Annotated in this window: 13 protein-coding genes; 3 read left to right on the forward strand and 10 right to left on the reverse strand. The window is 68.1% G+C overall.

The annotated features are described in order from the left end of the window. Window positions 1-66: 66 nt before the first annotated feature. Together ACOI1H_RS03350 and ACOI1H_RS03355 are read right to left on the reverse strand one after the other, a co-directional pair. Window positions 67-1,203 carry a methyltransferase gene (locus ACOI1H_RS03350; protein WP_422435308.1) on the reverse strand — a complete coding sequence of 379 codons (1,137 nt, stop codon included), beginning with the start codon at window positions 1,201-1,203 and terminating at the stop codon, window positions 67-69. Beyond that, a complete protein-coding gene (locus ACOI1H_RS03355) occupies window positions 1,200-2,069 on the reverse strand; it encodes a polyprenyl synthetase family protein (RefSeq protein ID WP_422435309.1) in 870 nt (289 codons plus the stop codon). The genes ACOI1H_RS03350 and ACOI1H_RS03355 overlap by 4 nt, the downstream gene beginning before the upstream one ends. Before the next feature lie 92 nt (window positions 2,070-2,161). Here ACOI1H_RS03355 and crtD point away from each other — a divergent pair, with 92 nt between their 5' ends. Both crtD and crtC read left to right on the forward strand, forming a co-directional pair. Then, complete coding sequence (crtD, locus tag ACOI1H_RS03360; RefSeq protein ID WP_422435310.1) at window positions 2,162-3,703, forward strand: 1-hydroxycarotenoid 3,4-desaturase CrtD; 1,542 nt, start codon at window positions 2,162-2,164, stop codon at window positions 3,701-3,703. Continuing rightward, complete coding sequence (crtC, locus tag ACOI1H_RS03365) at window positions 3,667-4,563, forward strand: carotenoid 1,2-hydratase (protein ID WP_422435365.1); 897 nt, start codon at window positions 3,667-3,669, stop codon at window positions 4,561-4,563. The genes crtD and crtC overlap by 37 nt, the downstream gene beginning before the upstream one ends. Before the next feature lie 78 nt (window positions 4,564-4,641). Here crtC and ACOI1H_RS03370 read toward each other — a convergent pair whose 3' ends face one another. From ACOI1H_RS03370 to ACOI1H_RS03395, 6 genes are all read right to left on the reverse strand, one after another. Next, on the reverse strand, window positions 4,642-5,277 hold the full coding sequence (locus ACOI1H_RS03370; protein WP_422435311.1) for an ATP-binding cassette domain-containing protein: 636 nt from the start codon (window positions 5,275-5,277) through the stop codon (window positions 4,642-4,644). Continuing rightward, the gene (locus ACOI1H_RS03375; protein ID WP_422435312.1) at window positions 5,270-6,961 is read right to left on the reverse strand and encodes an ABC transporter permease; all 1,692 of its coding nucleotides are present in this window, start codon (window positions 6,959-6,961) and stop codon (window positions 5,270-5,272) included. The genes ACOI1H_RS03370 and ACOI1H_RS03375 overlap by 8 nt, the downstream gene beginning before the upstream one ends. Before the next feature lie 97 nt (window positions 6,962-7,058). After that, the gene (locus ACOI1H_RS03380; protein WP_422435313.1) at window positions 7,059-8,255 is read right to left on the reverse strand and encodes an ABC transporter substrate-binding protein; all 1,197 of its coding nucleotides are present in this window, start codon (window positions 8,253-8,255) and stop codon (window positions 7,059-7,061) included. Between the two features lie 10 nt (window positions 8,256-8,265). Further along, window positions 8,266-8,868: a CDP-alcohol phosphatidyltransferase family protein gene (locus tag ACOI1H_RS03385; RefSeq protein WP_422435314.1), complete on the reverse strand. Its 603-nt coding sequence runs from the start codon at window positions 8,866-8,868 to the stop codon at window positions 8,266-8,268. A gap of 264 nt (window positions 8,869-9,132) precedes the next feature. Further along, complete coding sequence (locus ACOI1H_RS03390; RefSeq protein ID WP_422435315.1) at window positions 9,133-11,139, reverse strand: hydantoinase/oxoprolinase N-terminal domain-containing protein; 2,007 nt, start codon at window positions 11,137-11,139, stop codon at window positions 9,133-9,135. A gap of 117 nt (window positions 11,140-11,256) precedes the next feature. After that, window positions 11,257-11,733, reverse strand: a complete 477-nt coding sequence (locus tag ACOI1H_RS03395; RefSeq protein ID WP_422435316.1) for an NUDIX domain-containing protein — start codon at window positions 11,731-11,733, stop codon at window positions 11,257-11,259. A gap of 25 nt (window positions 11,734-11,758) precedes the next feature. Between ACOI1H_RS03395 and ACOI1H_RS03400 the strand changes: the two genes are divergently transcribed. Further along, the gene (locus tag ACOI1H_RS03400) at window positions 11,759-13,012 is read left to right on the forward strand and encodes a DNA polymerase IV (protein WP_422435317.1); all 1,254 of its coding nucleotides are present in this window, start codon (window positions 11,759-11,761) and stop codon (window positions 13,010-13,012) included. 2 nt (window positions 13,013-13,014) lie between these two features. On the opposite strand, the gene ACOI1H_RS03405 is transcribed toward ACOI1H_RS03400, so the two are convergent. Beyond that, window positions 13,015-14,808 carry an SLC13 family permease gene (locus ACOI1H_RS03405; RefSeq protein ID WP_422435318.1) on the reverse strand — a complete coding sequence of 598 codons (1,794 nt, stop codon included), beginning with the start codon at window positions 14,806-14,808 and terminating at the stop codon, window positions 13,015-13,017. A 24-nt stretch (window positions 14,809-14,832) separates the two neighbouring features. Beyond that, window positions 14,833-15,687, reverse strand: a complete 855-nt coding sequence (locus tag ACOI1H_RS03410; RefSeq protein WP_422435319.1) for an N-formylglutamate amidohydrolase — start codon at window positions 15,685-15,687, stop codon at window positions 14,833-14,835. Between the last annotated feature and the right edge of the window lie 102 nt (window positions 15,688-15,789).

The following is a 15,789-nucleotide window of genomic DNA, read 5'->3' on the forward strand; positions in this document are numbered from 1 at the left end:
GCGCCGGTGTTCCTGTAACTTTAACTGGACACGGCAATGTGTCAATCAGTTTAGACATCAAAAGTGTCAACTTGGCCTGACAGTCTCCAGAACCGAGGTGATGAAGGGGCGGGCGACCGGGGCATGGCGCAGCGGATCGGTGAAGCCTGCCTGCCGCAGCAGCGCTTCGATCTGAGTGGCAGAGCGGGCGCGCCCGGTGCGCATCGCCATGCAATAAAGCGCAAAGTATGCGTCGCCCGCGCGGTTTAGCGCGGGGCCGCCGGTCATGGGTTCGGACACGATCAGGCGTCCGCCGGGCGGCAGGGCGGCATGAACGGCGCGCAGCAGGGTCAGGACCGTCGAATCAGCGTGGTCATAAAGAACGCGGACCAGCGTGATGGTATCCGCGCCGCAAGGCAGCAAATCGTCGCGGAAGGACCCCGCATGGATCGTCGTGCGACTGGTCAGACCCGCATGGTCGAACCGCGATGCGGCGTCCGGTGCGACGGCGGGCAGGTCGAAGAGGTCGAGGTGAAGATGCGGCTGCGACTGCCCCAGCGCGGTCAGGAACGCCCCGGTGCCGCCGCCCACATCCAGAACCCGCCTGCTGTGCTGCCAGTTCACGGCCGCGATGGTGTCGGCGGCGACAAGGCGCTGGCTGTCGGCCATGAGGGCGGAATAGGTCGCCGTCACGCGGGCGTCGGTCGCGCCGCCCGCGCCGAAGACATAGGGCCAGAAGGCGGCAAGCTCTGTTTCGACCCCGCCCCGAAAAAACGCGACGGGGTCGGTCAGGTCGCGGTAAAGGACGTCGTGATGCGCGATCATGCCTTGCAGACCCGGCACACCGGCAAGTGCCGCGCCGCGCGTCGTCAGGGACCACAGGTCCCGCGATTGCCGCAGCAGGCCAAGGGACGCGGCCCCGTTCAGCAGCACGATCATGCGGTCCTGCGGGACGTGGGACCGGGTGGCCAGCGTGGCGGTGTCGGCAGGGGCGTCCAGCAGTTGCGCGGGAATGTCGAGCCGCACGAGCGCCAGCAGGATCTGGCTGTGGCAGAACCCGGCGACAAGGTCGAACATCGCCTCGCCCTCGCGGCGGACAAGGCGGCGCAGCAGCGGCACGCGGGCGGCGCGGGCCTGAAAGGCGGGATCGGCAACGAGGCGAATTAGGCGCTGACGCAGGCCCGGGCGCGCGGCACGCGGCACCCTGTCCGCCTGCGCCGTCATTCGCCGGGAATGGCGCTGCGGGCGACGGCGGGCACGAGGCGATCGGCGTAGGTGCGGACCATCTGGGCCAGCGCCGCCTCTCCCGGACAGGCAGGGATGGAGGAGATCGCAGCAGCCAGCACATCGTCAAAACGGGCGACAGCGCCGTGGACCCCAAGCTGCGCGACGGCATTGGGGCGGCCATGCAGGTCGTCCTGCCCCGCGGGCTTGCCCAGCTCCTCGGCACCGCACAGGGCATCGCGCAGGTCGTCGGCGACCTGGAACGCTTCACCGATGCGGTCGCCAAGCTCGGCCCAGGGCGCGCCGTCCTGACCGGCGGCAATGGCCCCCATCTGGGTCGCGGCGATGAACAGGGCACCGGTCTTGGCGCGGTGATAGGCGGCAAGGTCGATCTGGCTCTCGCTCTCCCACCCTTGGCCGGCGCAGATGCCGAAGGGCATCCCGGTGCGCGTGGCAAGGACGTCGATCAGCGCCAGCGCGCGGTCGGCGGGGGCGGTGCGAGCAAGCAACTGGAACCCCATGACGATCAGGCTGTCGCCGGTCAGCACGGCAAGCGGTTCGCCAAATGCCCGGTGCAAGGCAGGTTTGCCGCGCCGGATGTCGGCGTCGTCAAAGCAGGGCAGATCGTCGTGGACGAGGCTGGCGCAGTGAATGACCTCGAGCGCGGCGGCCGCCGTATCGGCGAGTGCAGGATTGTCATCGCCGCAGGCCATCGCGACGGACAGCAGGATCGTCGGGCGGATGCGCGCGCCGCCGGGTGTCACGGCGTAATTCAAGGCCGCGGCCAGACGTGCGGGGGCGACGCCGCCCTGCCCCGTGCGAATGGCGGCTTCTACGGCGGCGTCGATCCGATCTGCCAGGCGCATGGACACCCTCCTCAACGAATGCCATATGAAACTGACATACTATATGTAAACCAGACTGGACACATTCCGATTCCGAGTCAACACTCGGCAGCATGGAGACACCGGCGGACATCGTGATAGTGGGGGCCGGGATCGGCGGGCTGGCGGCGGCCGTGCGGCTGGCGAATGCGGGCTGTATCGTCACGGTGGTCGAGGCGCTGGCGACCCCCGGCGGCAAGATGCGGACCCTGCCCACGCAGGCCGGCCCCGTCGATGCCGGGCCGACGGTGTTGACGATGAAGCCGGTCTTCGACGACCTGTTCGCGGATGTCGGCTTGCGGCTGGAGGATCATGTGACGCTGCGCCCGCTGGATACGCTTGCGCGACACTATTGGCCTGATGGCACGACGCTGGACCTGATGGCAGATGCCGAGGACAGCGCCGCGCGGATCGCGGAGGCTTTCGGCCCCGCCAGCGCCGACGATTTCCGCCACTTTGGCGCGCGGGCGGCGCGACTGTTCGCCGCCTTCGACGGACCGATGATGCAGGCGGCAGACCCCTCGCAGACCGCCTTGGCGCTAGGCGTCCTGAGCCAGCCCCGCCTGCTGGCGGACATGGCCCCGCACCGCACGCTGGCCGGGCTGGTGCAAACCGCGTTCCGCGATCCGCGACTGGCGCAACTATTTGCCCGCTATGCGACCTATGTCGGCGGAATGCCGGGTGCGTCCCCTGCCCTGCTCTCGCTGATCTGGGAGGCGGAGGCGCGCGGCGTCTGGACGGTGGACGGCGGGATGCACGCGCTGGCGACGACGCTGGCCGATCTGGCGCGAGGCTTTGGCGCAACCTTCCTCTACGACACGCCGGTGCGCCGTATCGTGAAGCAGGGCGGGCGCGTCAGCGGGGTCGTGACCGACCGCGCCACCCTGCCGGCCCGCATGGTGCTGTTCAACGGCGACCCCAAGGCGCTGCTTGACGGTCTGCTGGGCGACGCGCCGAAAGCCGCCGTCACAACCGGGTCGGTGACACCGCGCAGTCTGTCGGCGCATGTCGCAAGTTTTGCCGCCGTCCCCGAGGGCGTGCCGCTGTCGCATCACACGGTGTTCTTCGCCGCTGACCCGCAGGCCGAGTTCGATGCCATCGCACGCGGCGCGGTGCCGACCGACGCCACGCTCTACATCTGTGCGCAGGACCACGATGCCGCCCCCGGTGCCCTGCAACGGTTCGAGATCATCCGCAACGCCGCCCCCGTCACACGCGGGCGAAAGGACGAGGAATTTTCATGTCAGACCCTGATGTTCGACGCGTTGCGCCGCTTTGGCCTGACGTTTTCGCCCGGACCGGTGACGGTGACGGGACCGGCGGATTTTGCCCGCCTGTTCCCGGGATCGGACGGATCGCTTTACGGGCGATCCCCACAGGGCCTGACGGCAGCGCTGAAGCGACCGACCGCGCGGACGGCGGTGCCGGGTCTTTATCTGTGCGGCGGGGGGGCGCACCCGGGGGCGGGGGTGCCGATGGCCACGCTCTCCGCCCGGCATGCGGTCGGCGCGATGCTGAGCGACCTTTCTTCGACCTCGACGTCCCACCGGACGGCTATGCCTGGTGGTATGTCGACGGGATCAGCGACGACGGGCAAAAGGCCGTTTCCGTCATAGGGTTCATCGGGTCGGTGTTCAGCCCGTGGTATGCTTGGTCGGGGCGGCAGTATCCGGAGAATCACTGTTGCATCAACGTGGCGACCTACGGGCCGGGCGGACGGTTCACGATGACCGACCGGGGGCGTGCGGCGTTGACGACGACGCCGGACACGCTGACCGTCGGTCCGTCGCGGATGCATTGGAACGGCACCTCGCTGGTCATCACCATCGACGAGGTCAGCGGCCCGCCCGTCATCAGCCGCGTGCGCGGCACGATCACGGTGACGCCGCGTGCGATCACGCAGGTCGAACTGCCGCTGACGGCGGACGGCGCGCATGTCTGGCGCCCCTTCGCGCCGATCAGCGACATCACGGTGGCGCTGGAGGCGCCGGGCTGGCAATGGTCCGGCCACGGCTATTTCGACGCCAACTTCGGCACCCGCGCGCTGGAGGCCTATTTCGACTTCTGGACCTGGGGGCGGTATCCGACGACGGCGGGGGCGACCTGTTTCTACGATGCCGTGCGCCGCGACGGCAGCCGGTTCGACACCGCGATCGCCTTCGGCCCGGACGGATCGGCCCGCCACGTCGCCGCGCCGCCGCGAACGGACTTCAAACGGTCAGGCTGGCGGATCAGGCGAGAGACGCGGGCCGACCCCGGCACGACACCGCAGCAGGTGCTGGCCATGCTGGACGCGCCGTTCTACAGCCGATCCGCCGTCGCGACCCGGCTGAACGGCGAAGTCGTCACCGGCGTGCATGAGGCGCTGGACCTGACCCGGTTTCGCAATCCGCTGGTCAAGGCGATGTTGGTGGCACGTGTGCCGCGCCGCGCGGGCTGGTCACCTTCCGCGGAATCCGACACCGACCTTCTCTGACACGTTCTTCTGGTCGAGAATCACCCGGGGGATTAGCGGCATGCGACGGGGGCAGCGCCGCCGCTTGCGTCGCCTGCGTCACGCGCCGAGGGTCACGATCTCGCCCCCGGCGGCGGCGGCATCCTCTGCATCATGCGTCACCATCAGCACGGGCAGGGCCCGGTCGCGGGCGCGGGCGAAGACGAGCGCGCGGACCTGTGCGCGCAGGGCGGTGTCCAGACGGCCAAATGCCTCGTCCAGCAGCAGGGCGCAGGGGTCTGACAGCAGCATCCGCATCAGGGCGACGCGCGCCTTCTGCCCGCCCGACAGCGTTGCGGGGTCCCGGTCGGCGAAACCGTCAAGCTCCACGTCGGCCAACGCCTGCCGGACGCGGTTGCGCCGCATGGCGCGGCTGCCGCCGGGGGCAAGGCCGAACGCCAGATTCGCGCCCACAGACAGGTGCGGGAACAGCAGATCATCCTGAAACAGGATACCGACCCTGCGGCGGTGCGGCGGTTCGTCGGTGATGTCGTGACCGTCCAGCCTTACCCGCCCGGTAAAGCTGAAGGCCGGTGGCAGCGTGCCGGTGACGACCGACAGCAGCGTCGACTTGCCGATACCGGACGGACCCATGACGGTGACGACCTCACCCGGCGCGATATGGCGGTCGAGGGCGACCAGCGGTGCGCCACCCTTCTGGATCGCGATGCGGTCGAGGGTCAGGCCCCTATCCATGGTGCAGTCCTTTGCGGTTGCGCCAGACCAGCGCGGGGATCAGCAAGGCCAGCGCGAACGGCACCAGTGCCGCCCCGGTCTGCATCAGTCCGAACACCGCGATGGCCCGCCGGTCGCCACCGGACGACAGGGCCACCGCCTCGGTCGTCAGGGTGGCCACGCGGCCGCCGCCGATCAGCAGGGTCGGCAGGTATTGCCCGACGCTGACCGACAGGCCCACGGCGAGCGCGGTCAGCGCGGGGCGCAGCAGCATCGGCATCCGCACGCACCACAGCACGCCGTCGGGCGAGGCACCCAGCGCTGCGGCAACCATGCCGGTGCGGCTGTCCCAGGCGCGGAACGGATCGGCGAGCGACAGAAAGACGTAGGGCAGCACGAAGACCAGATGCGCCAGCATGACCGGCAGGCGTCCGACATCGGCCCCGACGTTCAGCAGCAAGGTCTGTAGCCCCGGCAGGAACGCCGTCTGCGGCACCAGCAACGGCAGATACAGCAGCCACAGCCCACGTTGGGTCAAGGTGCGGCGCTGGCGGTACTCGGCCTCCAGACAGCCGATCGTCAGGGTCAGGGCAACAAATGTCACCACGGCGGCGATCAGGGCAGTTTCCCACAATGCCGACAGCACGCCGTCCGCCTGCCGCATCCATGTCCTCAGCGTGAAGGCATCGGGCAGCGCATCGGGAAAACCCCAGAAGCCGGCGAAGGACCAGACCGTGAGCACGGCGAGGCCCAGCAGGACCGACAGCGCCGACAGGCTGCCAGCGGTCAAGGCGACGGCGCGCACCGCTCCGTCACGCGCGCCGCGATGGCCACTGGCGATCCAGTACCGGCCAAGGTGGGCCACGACGCTCTCTCCGACCCGCCACAGCACGAGCGCGCCTACCACAAGCGCCAGTTGCAGCAGGGCGGCGGCGGCGGCCAGCAGGCGCGCGGTGAATTCGGGCTGACCCATCCACTTTACGATCTGCACCGACAGCGGCGGCGGGGTGTTGGGACCAAGGATGATCGCGACATCGACGACGCTCATTCCGTAGGCGAGCACGACGTAGACCGGCAGGCGGATCTGGGCATAGACGCGGGGAAAAACGGTCTTGAGCCAGCCGGTCGTGCGCCCGTATCCAAGGGCCGCCGCGATCTGGCGCGCGCGCGCCGCGTCGGTCTGCGCGAGGGCGGCGAGAGTCATCAGCAGCAGGAAGGGCATTTCCTTTACCACAAGGCCGAGCGTCATGGTCAGACCCCAGGGGTCCTGCACGATCAGCCAGTCGGGCGGATTGGTCCAGCCGGTCACTGCAGGGGACAACAGCCGCGCGACCCAGCCCGAAGGTGCGATGAGGAATGCGAGGCCGAAGGCGGCGGCGGCGTGCGGCACGCTGAGCAACGGTGAAAGCAGGCGTTCGAGGGCGCGGAACGCGCGGGTGCCGGACCAGCCTGCAACCAGCAGCATCACGAGGGTCAGCGCGATCGCAGTCGTGGCGAGGCCGGTCGTCAGCGACAGCGTGACGCTGCGCGGCAGCCCGGGCCAGGCGGCCAGTGCGCGAAAGGCGTCGAGGTTCGGACCGGTCAGCCCGGCGGCGGGTAGATGCCCGAAAGCCGGCAGGACCGTGCCATAAAGCCCCGCCAGCACCGGGCCGAGCATTGCGACCAGCGTCAAGGCAGGGACAACGGGCAGGACGCGGTTCGTCATGAGCGGCAGGCCCGGCAAACAGGCGACGCAAACTGCCGCGACGGACGGCGTCGCCCGGCAGGTCGCCGGGCGTCCTGTCGCCGCTGCCGCGCCAAGGTTACCGAGCCACGCCGTAGCGGCTGGTCCAGTCGTCGGCAATGCGGGTCATCCAGCTAGGATGCGGTTCGGCTTGCACGGTGCCGAGTTCGGCGGGCGACAGGGTCGCGATGCCAAGGTCGAGCGCGTCGAAAAGCGCCTTCTGATCCGCGTCCAGCTTGTCCATCGCAAGCACGGTGCCGTAGCCGAGAATGCTGGGGTCCTGCGCGCGGGCCTGCGCCTCTGGCGACAGCAGGGCGTTTGCGACCACCATCGCACCGGCGGCATGCGGCGAATTGTAGGGGATCGCCACAAAGCTCGCGTTGCCGATGGTGCCCTTGTCCAGCACGAAGGTTCGCACCGTGTCGGGCAGTTCGTCGTTGGCGATCGCAGCGGTCGCGGCACCCGGGCTGAACGAGATCGAGAGGTCGATTTCCCCGTCCGCGATCAGCGGGAACATGGCGGTTCCGGTAGGCGGATAGGCGCGGCCTTCGCGCCAGAGCGTCGGGGTGAGTCGGTCGAGGTAGTCCCAGAGCGGCGCCGTGACCTGCGCGTAATTATCGTCCGTGGCGGGCTGTTGCAGCACCGCCGGATCATCGAGGAGATCGATCAGCACCTGCTTCAGGAAGGTCGTGCCCAGGAAATCCGGCGGCTGCGGATAGGTGAAGCGGCCGGGGTTGGCAGAGGACCAGTCGAGGATCGCCTGCATCGAGCCCAGAGGCTCCATGTCCGCGCTGTCGTAGTCGAAGACGACCTGCGCCATCGCCCAGGGGGATTCGTAGCCTTCAACCGACACGGTGAAATCGGTCTGGACCGTCTTGCCGTCTGTATCGACATACTGCCAGTTCGGCAGTTGTTCGGCGAAGGGGCCGAAGAGCAGGCCCGCGTCCTTCATCGCGGCAAAGTTCGCGCCGTTGATCCAGATCAGGTCGATGGCACCCTCGGCGTCGGTGCCCGCCTGCTTCTCGCTCAACACCCGCGTGACCGCATCGGCGGTGTCGGTCAGCTTCACGTGTTCAAGGGTCACGCCGTAGTCGGCCTGCACCATGTCGCCGATCCAGGCGATGAAATCATTCGTCGTCGTAGACCCGCCCCAGGCGTTCCAATAGACGGTCTGGCCGCGTGCGTCCGCCAGCACGGCCTCCCAATCGGCGGGATCGACTTGCGCGTGGGCTGCGGCGGGCAGGGCCAGCGCGGCGAAAAGGGCGAGGGCTTTCATGGCAGTCCTTTCAGGTGAACAACTTGGATGCGCCGTGGATGCGCAGGATGGCGGTCAAGAAACACAGGGTACCAAAGACCCACGATAGGGCGGCGAAGGCCGTCGGAAAGAGGCAGAGAAGGATGAAGAACACGATGGTTTCCGTCCCCTCCAGCAGGCCGTTGGAGTAGTAGAGCGACTTGATCCCCTGCGCCTGCGTCGTGATCCCACGCTTTTCCGCGAGGATCGCGTAACCCAGAAAGCTGGTGCCATTGACGTAGAAGCTGGCCAGCAGGAACGCGGCGGCAAGACCATTGGCATCATCATGGAACACGAAAGCCAATGGGATCGCCCCATAGAAAGCAAAATCGCACGCAATATCAAGGTAGCCGCCGAAATCCGTGCGTGCTGTCGCGCGCGCGACGGCACCGTCAAGGCCGTCGGCCATCCGACTTGCCAGCAGCGGGATCAGCGCCAGCCAGGGCGCGCCCATTGCGATGGTCAGCGCAGCCAGCAGGCCAAGGGCAAGGCCCAGCAGCGTCACGGCATTCGCCGTCCAGCCACGATCCGCCAAGGCGCGCCCCAGCCGGTTCAGGACCGGGTCGATCAGGCGGCGGGCGGGACGGTCGAGCATGTTGCTGTTTCCTTGGTCGTCGTGTCGTTCTGACGCAGGGGCAGCAGGTGTGCAATCCGCTTTACGGGAACGTGAGGGATTGAAACGCGCGCGGCCTGGCAGATGTGACGCCGGCCGGACAAGCATGTGATCTGTCCTGACCGCGGGCGAGTGGCCGCGTGGACAGGGTGCAGGGGAGCCAGCCCCCCGTCGCGAAGCGACTCCCCCCGGAGTTTGTCCGGCCAGATGAATGTGGATGAGGCGGTTGCGGTCAGGCCGTTGCGATCAGGTCATTGCAATGCGGGGGCGGCCGCGGGCGGTGACCCGCAGGTCGGCACCAAAGAACATCTCCTGCCCTTCGACGGTGGCGGCGTTGATCTCGCGGATCACGGCGATCTGCGGATCGGTCACACCGGCGGCATGGGCGCGGTCCGTTGCGGTCGCGGTCAGGGCCAATTCGAGCGCATCCATTGCGGCCTGCGGGTCTGCAAAGGTCTGCGGTCCGGCGTCGAGGTGCGCGGTGAAGCGTCCCGCGCCCGGTGCCGTGACGCTGCCGCTGGCCTGCATGACGACCTGCCCGACGACGGCCCCGATGGCGTTCGCGACATCCGCATGATCCGGCACGATCATCCGCGTGCCAAGGCGGTCACCGACCGCTCCGTAGTAGCTGGCCGCCGAGGCCCCGAGGCCGATCACCGGCACGCCGAGGTGCAGGCGCGTGGCGATCAGGCCGCTGTGCCCATCGAGACCCGCCAGCGTCAGCGGATGAGACGCGAGGCGTTCGGGCGTGACCTCGCCCCAGTCGCGGGTGTCGTCGGCGAAGGCTGCCTGCAGCAGGCAATCGGCAGTCTGCGCGGTCACCCGGTCGATGATCTGCCGGGCAAGGGAGGCGGAATCGGGGGCAATGCGCTGGCCGTCACCGCGCCGTTTGCGGGCGAAGAGGGTCAGCGCCTTGTCCGATGCGGTCCTGTCCCAGTGATCGGCAAGGTTCAGCACATGGGCCGCGTCCGAGGGGGTGACACCGGCGATCATCGCAAGCCCGCGCGTCACCAGCCGCATCAGGGCGGGCTGTTCCATCCGGGTCGTCACCACGTCGCCCATGCGGGCCGGACCCCGGGTGAGGCGGGCAGCCACCGCGGCCTCGCGCTTGTCGAGGTTCGCGGGCAAGGCGTGCCAGAGCGGCAGGACGAATTCAGCACCGTCCATCGGCGGGCCATCCTGTGCGAGTGCCGCGTCAAGGGCCGGATGCACGAGGTCCGGGTGGGTGTGCGCCAGCAACGCGACGGGCATGACGCGGCGGGGGCCAAGGCGCAAACCACCCGACAGCCCTTCGACGACAGAGACTGTACTGTCGCCACCGAGGCCCCAGGTCCGCATCGCCACCGCCTCGACCATCGTGCGGAAACCGCCGACCATCGCGCCCTGCGGATCGATCCGGGGGCGCCCGTCGGTCAGTTGGCAGATATCCGTCGTGGTGCCGCCGATGTCGGAGATCAAGGCGTCGGGCGTATCGGTCAGCCAGGCGGCACCGGCGACGGAGGCGGCGGGACCGGAGAGGATCGTCTCGATCGGGCGGGAGCGGGCCATCGCGGCGGGAATCAGCGCGCCATCGCCGCGCACCACCATCAGGCGGGCATCGACACCGATCGCGGCGAGATGCGCCTCGACCGCCGCGATGAGGCCCGAGATCATGCCGATCAGGCGCGCATTGAGGACGGCGGTCAGCGCGCGCTTTGGCCCGCCAAGTGCTGCGGAAAGCTCGTGCGAACAGGTGACGGGCAGGCCGGTCGCTGCGCGGATGACCGCGGCGGCGGCCAGTTCATGAGCGGGATTGCGGGTGGCAAAGCTGGCGGCGACGGCAAAGCCGGTCACGCCTGTCAGGGTCGCGAGAGCGGTGCGCAGGGCATCGACGTCAAAAGATGCGACCTCTGCACCTGCGTGGGAATGGCCACCGGGCAGGGCGATGACCGGGTCGCCGCGCAACGCCTGCTCGAGCCCCGCACGCCCCAGTTCGTCCGGGTCGAACCCGATGAAGACCAGGGCGACGCGCCCCCCCTGCCCCTCGACCAGCGCATTGGTCGCGAGTGTGGTGGAAAGGGAGACCATTTCGACCTCGGCCGCCTTGATGCCCGCAGCGGCGATGGCGGCGTCGATGGCCCCGGCGACCCCGATGGACAGATCCGGGCGGCTGGTCAGGGCCTTGGCGTTGGCCAGCACGCGGGTCGCGGCACCGTCCAGCACGGCCGCGTCGGTGTAGGTGCCGCCGGTATCGACGCCCAGAAGATAGCCCATGTCCATTCCCCCGATTGGCGGGTGAGGTTTAGCCGCAGGCACCCCCTGCCCGCCAGCCCCTATCTCCACGGGTCCGCCGGCGACCGGGTGCCGCAGGCGCGACGCTGCCGGGCCGCGTCAGACCCGCAGTCCCGCCAGCGCAGCGTCGCACGCGGGCCCACCCGCGCGCCACAGGGCAAGGCGCTGTTGCAGATCGCCGGCGACGTCGGGCCAGGTCAGGACTTCGTCCGGGTCCGCCAGACGCCAGAACTGCCCTTCGTCGCCGAAGATGACCTCTGCCTCTGCCACTGCCGGCAAATGTGCCACGAAGAACCAGAGCCGCAAGCCGTCACCGGTGCGGCGAAAAGCACGCTGCCAGGATATGGCGTCGGGCGGCAAGTGCAGGCCGACTTCCTCCATCGTTTCGCGCGCGACGGTCTGGAACGGCGTCTCATCTCCCTCGCGTCCACCGCCGGGAAAATCCCACATGTCGAAAAAGGGAATGTCGGGCCGATTGTCGCGGCGCATGACGATCAGGCGGCTGCCGATGAAAAGCGCGACTTTTGCCCCGTCGAACGCATCGTCGCTTTTCGCGTGATCTGCCGTTGTCGCCACGCAGTCTCCCCTTTATCCTGTCGCCATGCCCAGCCTTTGCCGCGATTGTCTGACGACCTTCGACACCGCGCGCCGGTGCCCGGCCTGCCGCAGTCCGCGCGTGACGTTCCACCCGGAGCTTTTCGATCTGACCATCGCCCACATGGATTGCGACGCATTCTACGCGAGCGTCGAGAAGCGCGACAACCCGAGCCTTGCCGACAAGCCGGTCATCATCGGCGGCGGGCGGCGCGGCGTGGTGTCGACCGCCTGTTACGTCGCCCGCATCCGTGGCGTGAAATCCGCGATGCCGATGTTTCAGGCGCTGAAGCTGTGCCCCGATGCGGTGATCGTGAAGCCACGATTCGACGCCTATGTGGAAGCGTCGCAGGCGATCCGGGCGATGATGGACGACCTCACGCCTGTCGTCGAACCGCTCAGCCTTGACGAGGCGTTTCTGGACATGACGGGCACCGCGCGGCTGCACGGTGCGCCGCCTGCGGTCATGCTGGCGCGGCTGGTGAAGCGGATGAAGGACGAATTGGGTCTGACCGGGTCCATCGGATTGTCTCACAACAAGTTTCTCGCCAAGGTCGCATCCGACCTCGACAAGCCGCGGGGCTTTTCGCTGATCGGCGTGACCGAAACGACGGAATTCCTGCGCCCCAAATCCGTACGGCTGATCTGGGGGATCGGGGCGGTCGGGCAGGAAAGCCTGGCCAAGGCCGGCATCCGCACCTTCGACGACCTGCTGCGCTGGGACCGGCGCGACCTGAACGACCGGTTCGGCGGCATGGGTGACCGCTTGTGGCAGTTGGCGCGCGGGCAGGACGGTCGCCGGATCAGCGCGCATGTGCCGGTGCGCGGTTTGTCGAACGAGACGACATTTCACGAGGACACGGCCGACACCGACATTCTGGACGGTCACATCTGGCGCATGGCCGAAAAGGTCAGCGCACGGGCCAAGGCCAAAGATATTGCCGGGCGCGTCGTGACGCTGAAGCTGAAGCGATCCGATCACGGGCTGATCACGCGGCGGCAGTCGCTGCGACATCCCACCCAGATCGCCGACACGATCTATCGCACCGCCCGCGCGCTGTTCGACGCCGCCGCCCCGCATCCGACCTACCGCCTGCTGGGCGTCGGCCTGTCGGAACTGACGCCGGACACCGAGGCCGACCTCACCGCCGACCTGCTGGATCCGGACGCCGCGCGCCGGGTGCAGGCCGAGCGCGCGGCGGACGCGATCCGACAGCGATTCGGCGCGGACGCGATCATCAAGGGCCGGGCATTGCGCTAGGGTCAGAACGGAAAGAACACCGGGATGGCGAGGACCGAAGCCGCGCCGACGATCAGGTTCATCGGCACACCGATCTTGAGGAAATCCGCGAAGCGGTAATCGCCTGCGCCATAGACAAGCGTGTTGGTCTGATAGCCGATCGGCGTGGCAAAGCTGGCAGAGGCCCCGAACATCACCCCCACGACCAGAGGGCGCGGATCGACGCCGGCCTGCGCCGCAAGCCCCACGGCAATCGGCGTCAGGATCACAGCAACGGCAGAATTCGTCACCATCTCGGTCAGGATCGAGGTGACGGCATAAAGGGCCGCCAGCAACAGGATCGGAGGCAAGCCATCCAGCGCGGGTGCCAGGGTATCGACGATCAGCTGCACCGCCCCTGTTTCCTGCAACCCGACGCCGACGATCAGCATGGCAAAGATCAGGACGATGATCTGAGCGTCTATGGCACCCCAGGCCTCTTCGCTGTCGATGCAGCGCAGGATCAGGATGGCCGCGACGGCAAGCAGCGCGAGGATCTCGATCGGGGCGACGTTCAACGCGGCAAGGCCGACGACCCCCAGCAGTGCAATCAAGGCGATGGGTGCGCGGGCGCGGCGATAGGCTCGGCCCGAAGACAGCGTCACCGTCATCATGTCACCGGCGCTGGAAAGTTGATCGAAGGCCCCCTGCGTGCCTTCCAGCAGCAGCGAATCGGCAGGGCGCAGGCGGGCGGTGCGCAGGTCGGGACCGACCTGATGGCCGTGGCGATGAGCACCCAGCACCCGCATGCCGTGGCGGTAGCCGATCGACATCTGGTCGAGGGTCTGGGTGCCGCCCCGTCCACCGCCCGTCACCATCGCCTCGGCGATCACGAGGTCGCCGTCGGCGGTGGTGGTCGGCGCGGCACCGCGCCGGTAACCGGTGATCAGGCCGGGGACCGTATGCAGGGTCAGCAGTTCCGACATCGTGGATCGCAGCACCACCTCGTCACCGGCCTTCAGCACGTGATCGGCCAGATGGTCGCGGCGCAGGGTGCCGCCCTGCCGGATACCCGTCACCTGAATCCCCGCATGTGAAAAGTCCACGACCTCGGCGACGGCCTTGTTCAGGCTGGCATAGGCATCGGTCACGCGCACCTCGGTCAGATAGACCGCGTCGCGCTTGGCCGCGTTGTCCATGCCGCCGGTGCGGGCCGGCAATAGCAACGGACCCAGCAGCGCCAGCGTGGCAAGGCCCGCCGCGATGGCGATCAGGCCGACGGGGGCGATCTCGAAGATGCCGAAGGGGGCAAGTCCCTGTTCAGCCGCCACGCCCGAGATGAGGATGTTGGTGGAGGTGCCGATCAGCGTCAGCGTGCCGCCCAGGATCGCGACGTAGGACAATGGAATCAGCAACCGCGTCTCTGCGATGCCCAGGGCGCGGGCAAGGCGGATGACGACGGGGATCAGCACCAGCACGACCGGAGTGTTGTTCACGAAAGCGGAGCCGATCATCGTGGCTGCGACGAAGACTGCACCTGCAATGAGGGGACGCGCCCCGGCCAGCAGCACGATGCGGTTCGACAGCGCCTCGAGCAGGCCCGTGCGGACCAGGGCACCGGACAGCACGAACATCGCCGCGATGGTGATGGGCGCAGAGTTGGAGAACACGCCCATCACGTTGTCGATGGGCACGAGTCCCAGCACGATGAACAGCGCCGCACCGCCGGCGGCGGTCACCTCGGGCGGATACTTCTCCCAGATGAAAGCGAACAACAGCAGGACGAGGATACCCAGAGCCACGAAAGGCGCCCAGTCGGCAGGAATGAATTCGGTCATGGCGTCCATCGCAAGGGGAGTGACTTACTCTGCCGCCAGCGCGCGGTCGTCGGCCGCCCCGATCGCGGCGATCCGGGCCGTGACAGCGCCCAGCACGCGCCGCAGATCGTCGAAGTCGGCACGCTTTTCCAGCGTCGCCTCGTTCATGTAGAGGGCGCGGTCGATCTCGATCTGAAGGGCGTGCTGGCGGCGGATCGGCTTGCCGTAGTGCTGCGTCGCGAAGGCCCCGGCAAACGGCGCATTGCGGACCACCCGCAGGCCCGCATCGGTCAGCGCGGCCTCGATCTCGGCCACGATGATGGCCGAGGCGGAGGCACCGAAGCGGTCGCCGATCACCACGTCGGGGCGGATGCCCGCGACGGCGTCCAGCGCCTCGTGCGGCATGGAATGGCAGTCGATCAGGATCGACCGCCCGAATAGCCGCCCCGATTCGTCCAGCAGTGTCTGCAAGCGGTCATGCCACGGCCGCCAGTGGCGCGTGATGCGGCCATGCGCCTGTTCCAGCGTGATCTTGCCGTCGTAGATCGCGCGCCCACCGGCCACGACACGGGGAATCACGCCAAGGCCACTGGCGACACGGGGATTGGGCGACAGGCGGCGCACCCCTTCGATGAGCGCGGGGTCCAGTTCTTCGGACGCGCGATTGAAATCGACGAAGGCCCGCGGGGTCAGGGCGGTCAGAAAGGGTGCGCCGTGCAGGGGCGCGTCGGCGAACAATTCGTCGACAAAGGCGTCTTCTGACGACCGCAGCACCGCGTCGGCAAGCCTGCTTTGGCCCTGAAACGTCTCTGTATAGGCCTGGCCACTGTGCGGCGAGGCAAAGACCACGCAGGTCGACCGCATCGCTGGACTGAAAAGCTGATACGCGGCGTGAGTCATGAAAGCTCCTGTTCCGCTCCACAGATAGCGCGTTTGCACAAAACTCCAAAAGCCCTTGATCCCCTCGAATGATCCTTTTATAGACCGCCTACCCGACGCGGT

Origin of the sequence: Loktanella sp. DJP18, assembly GCF_049310965.1 — a bacterium.
Taxonomy (GTDB): domain Bacteria; phylum Pseudomonadota; class Alphaproteobacteria; order Rhodobacterales; family Rhodobacteraceae; genus Loktanella.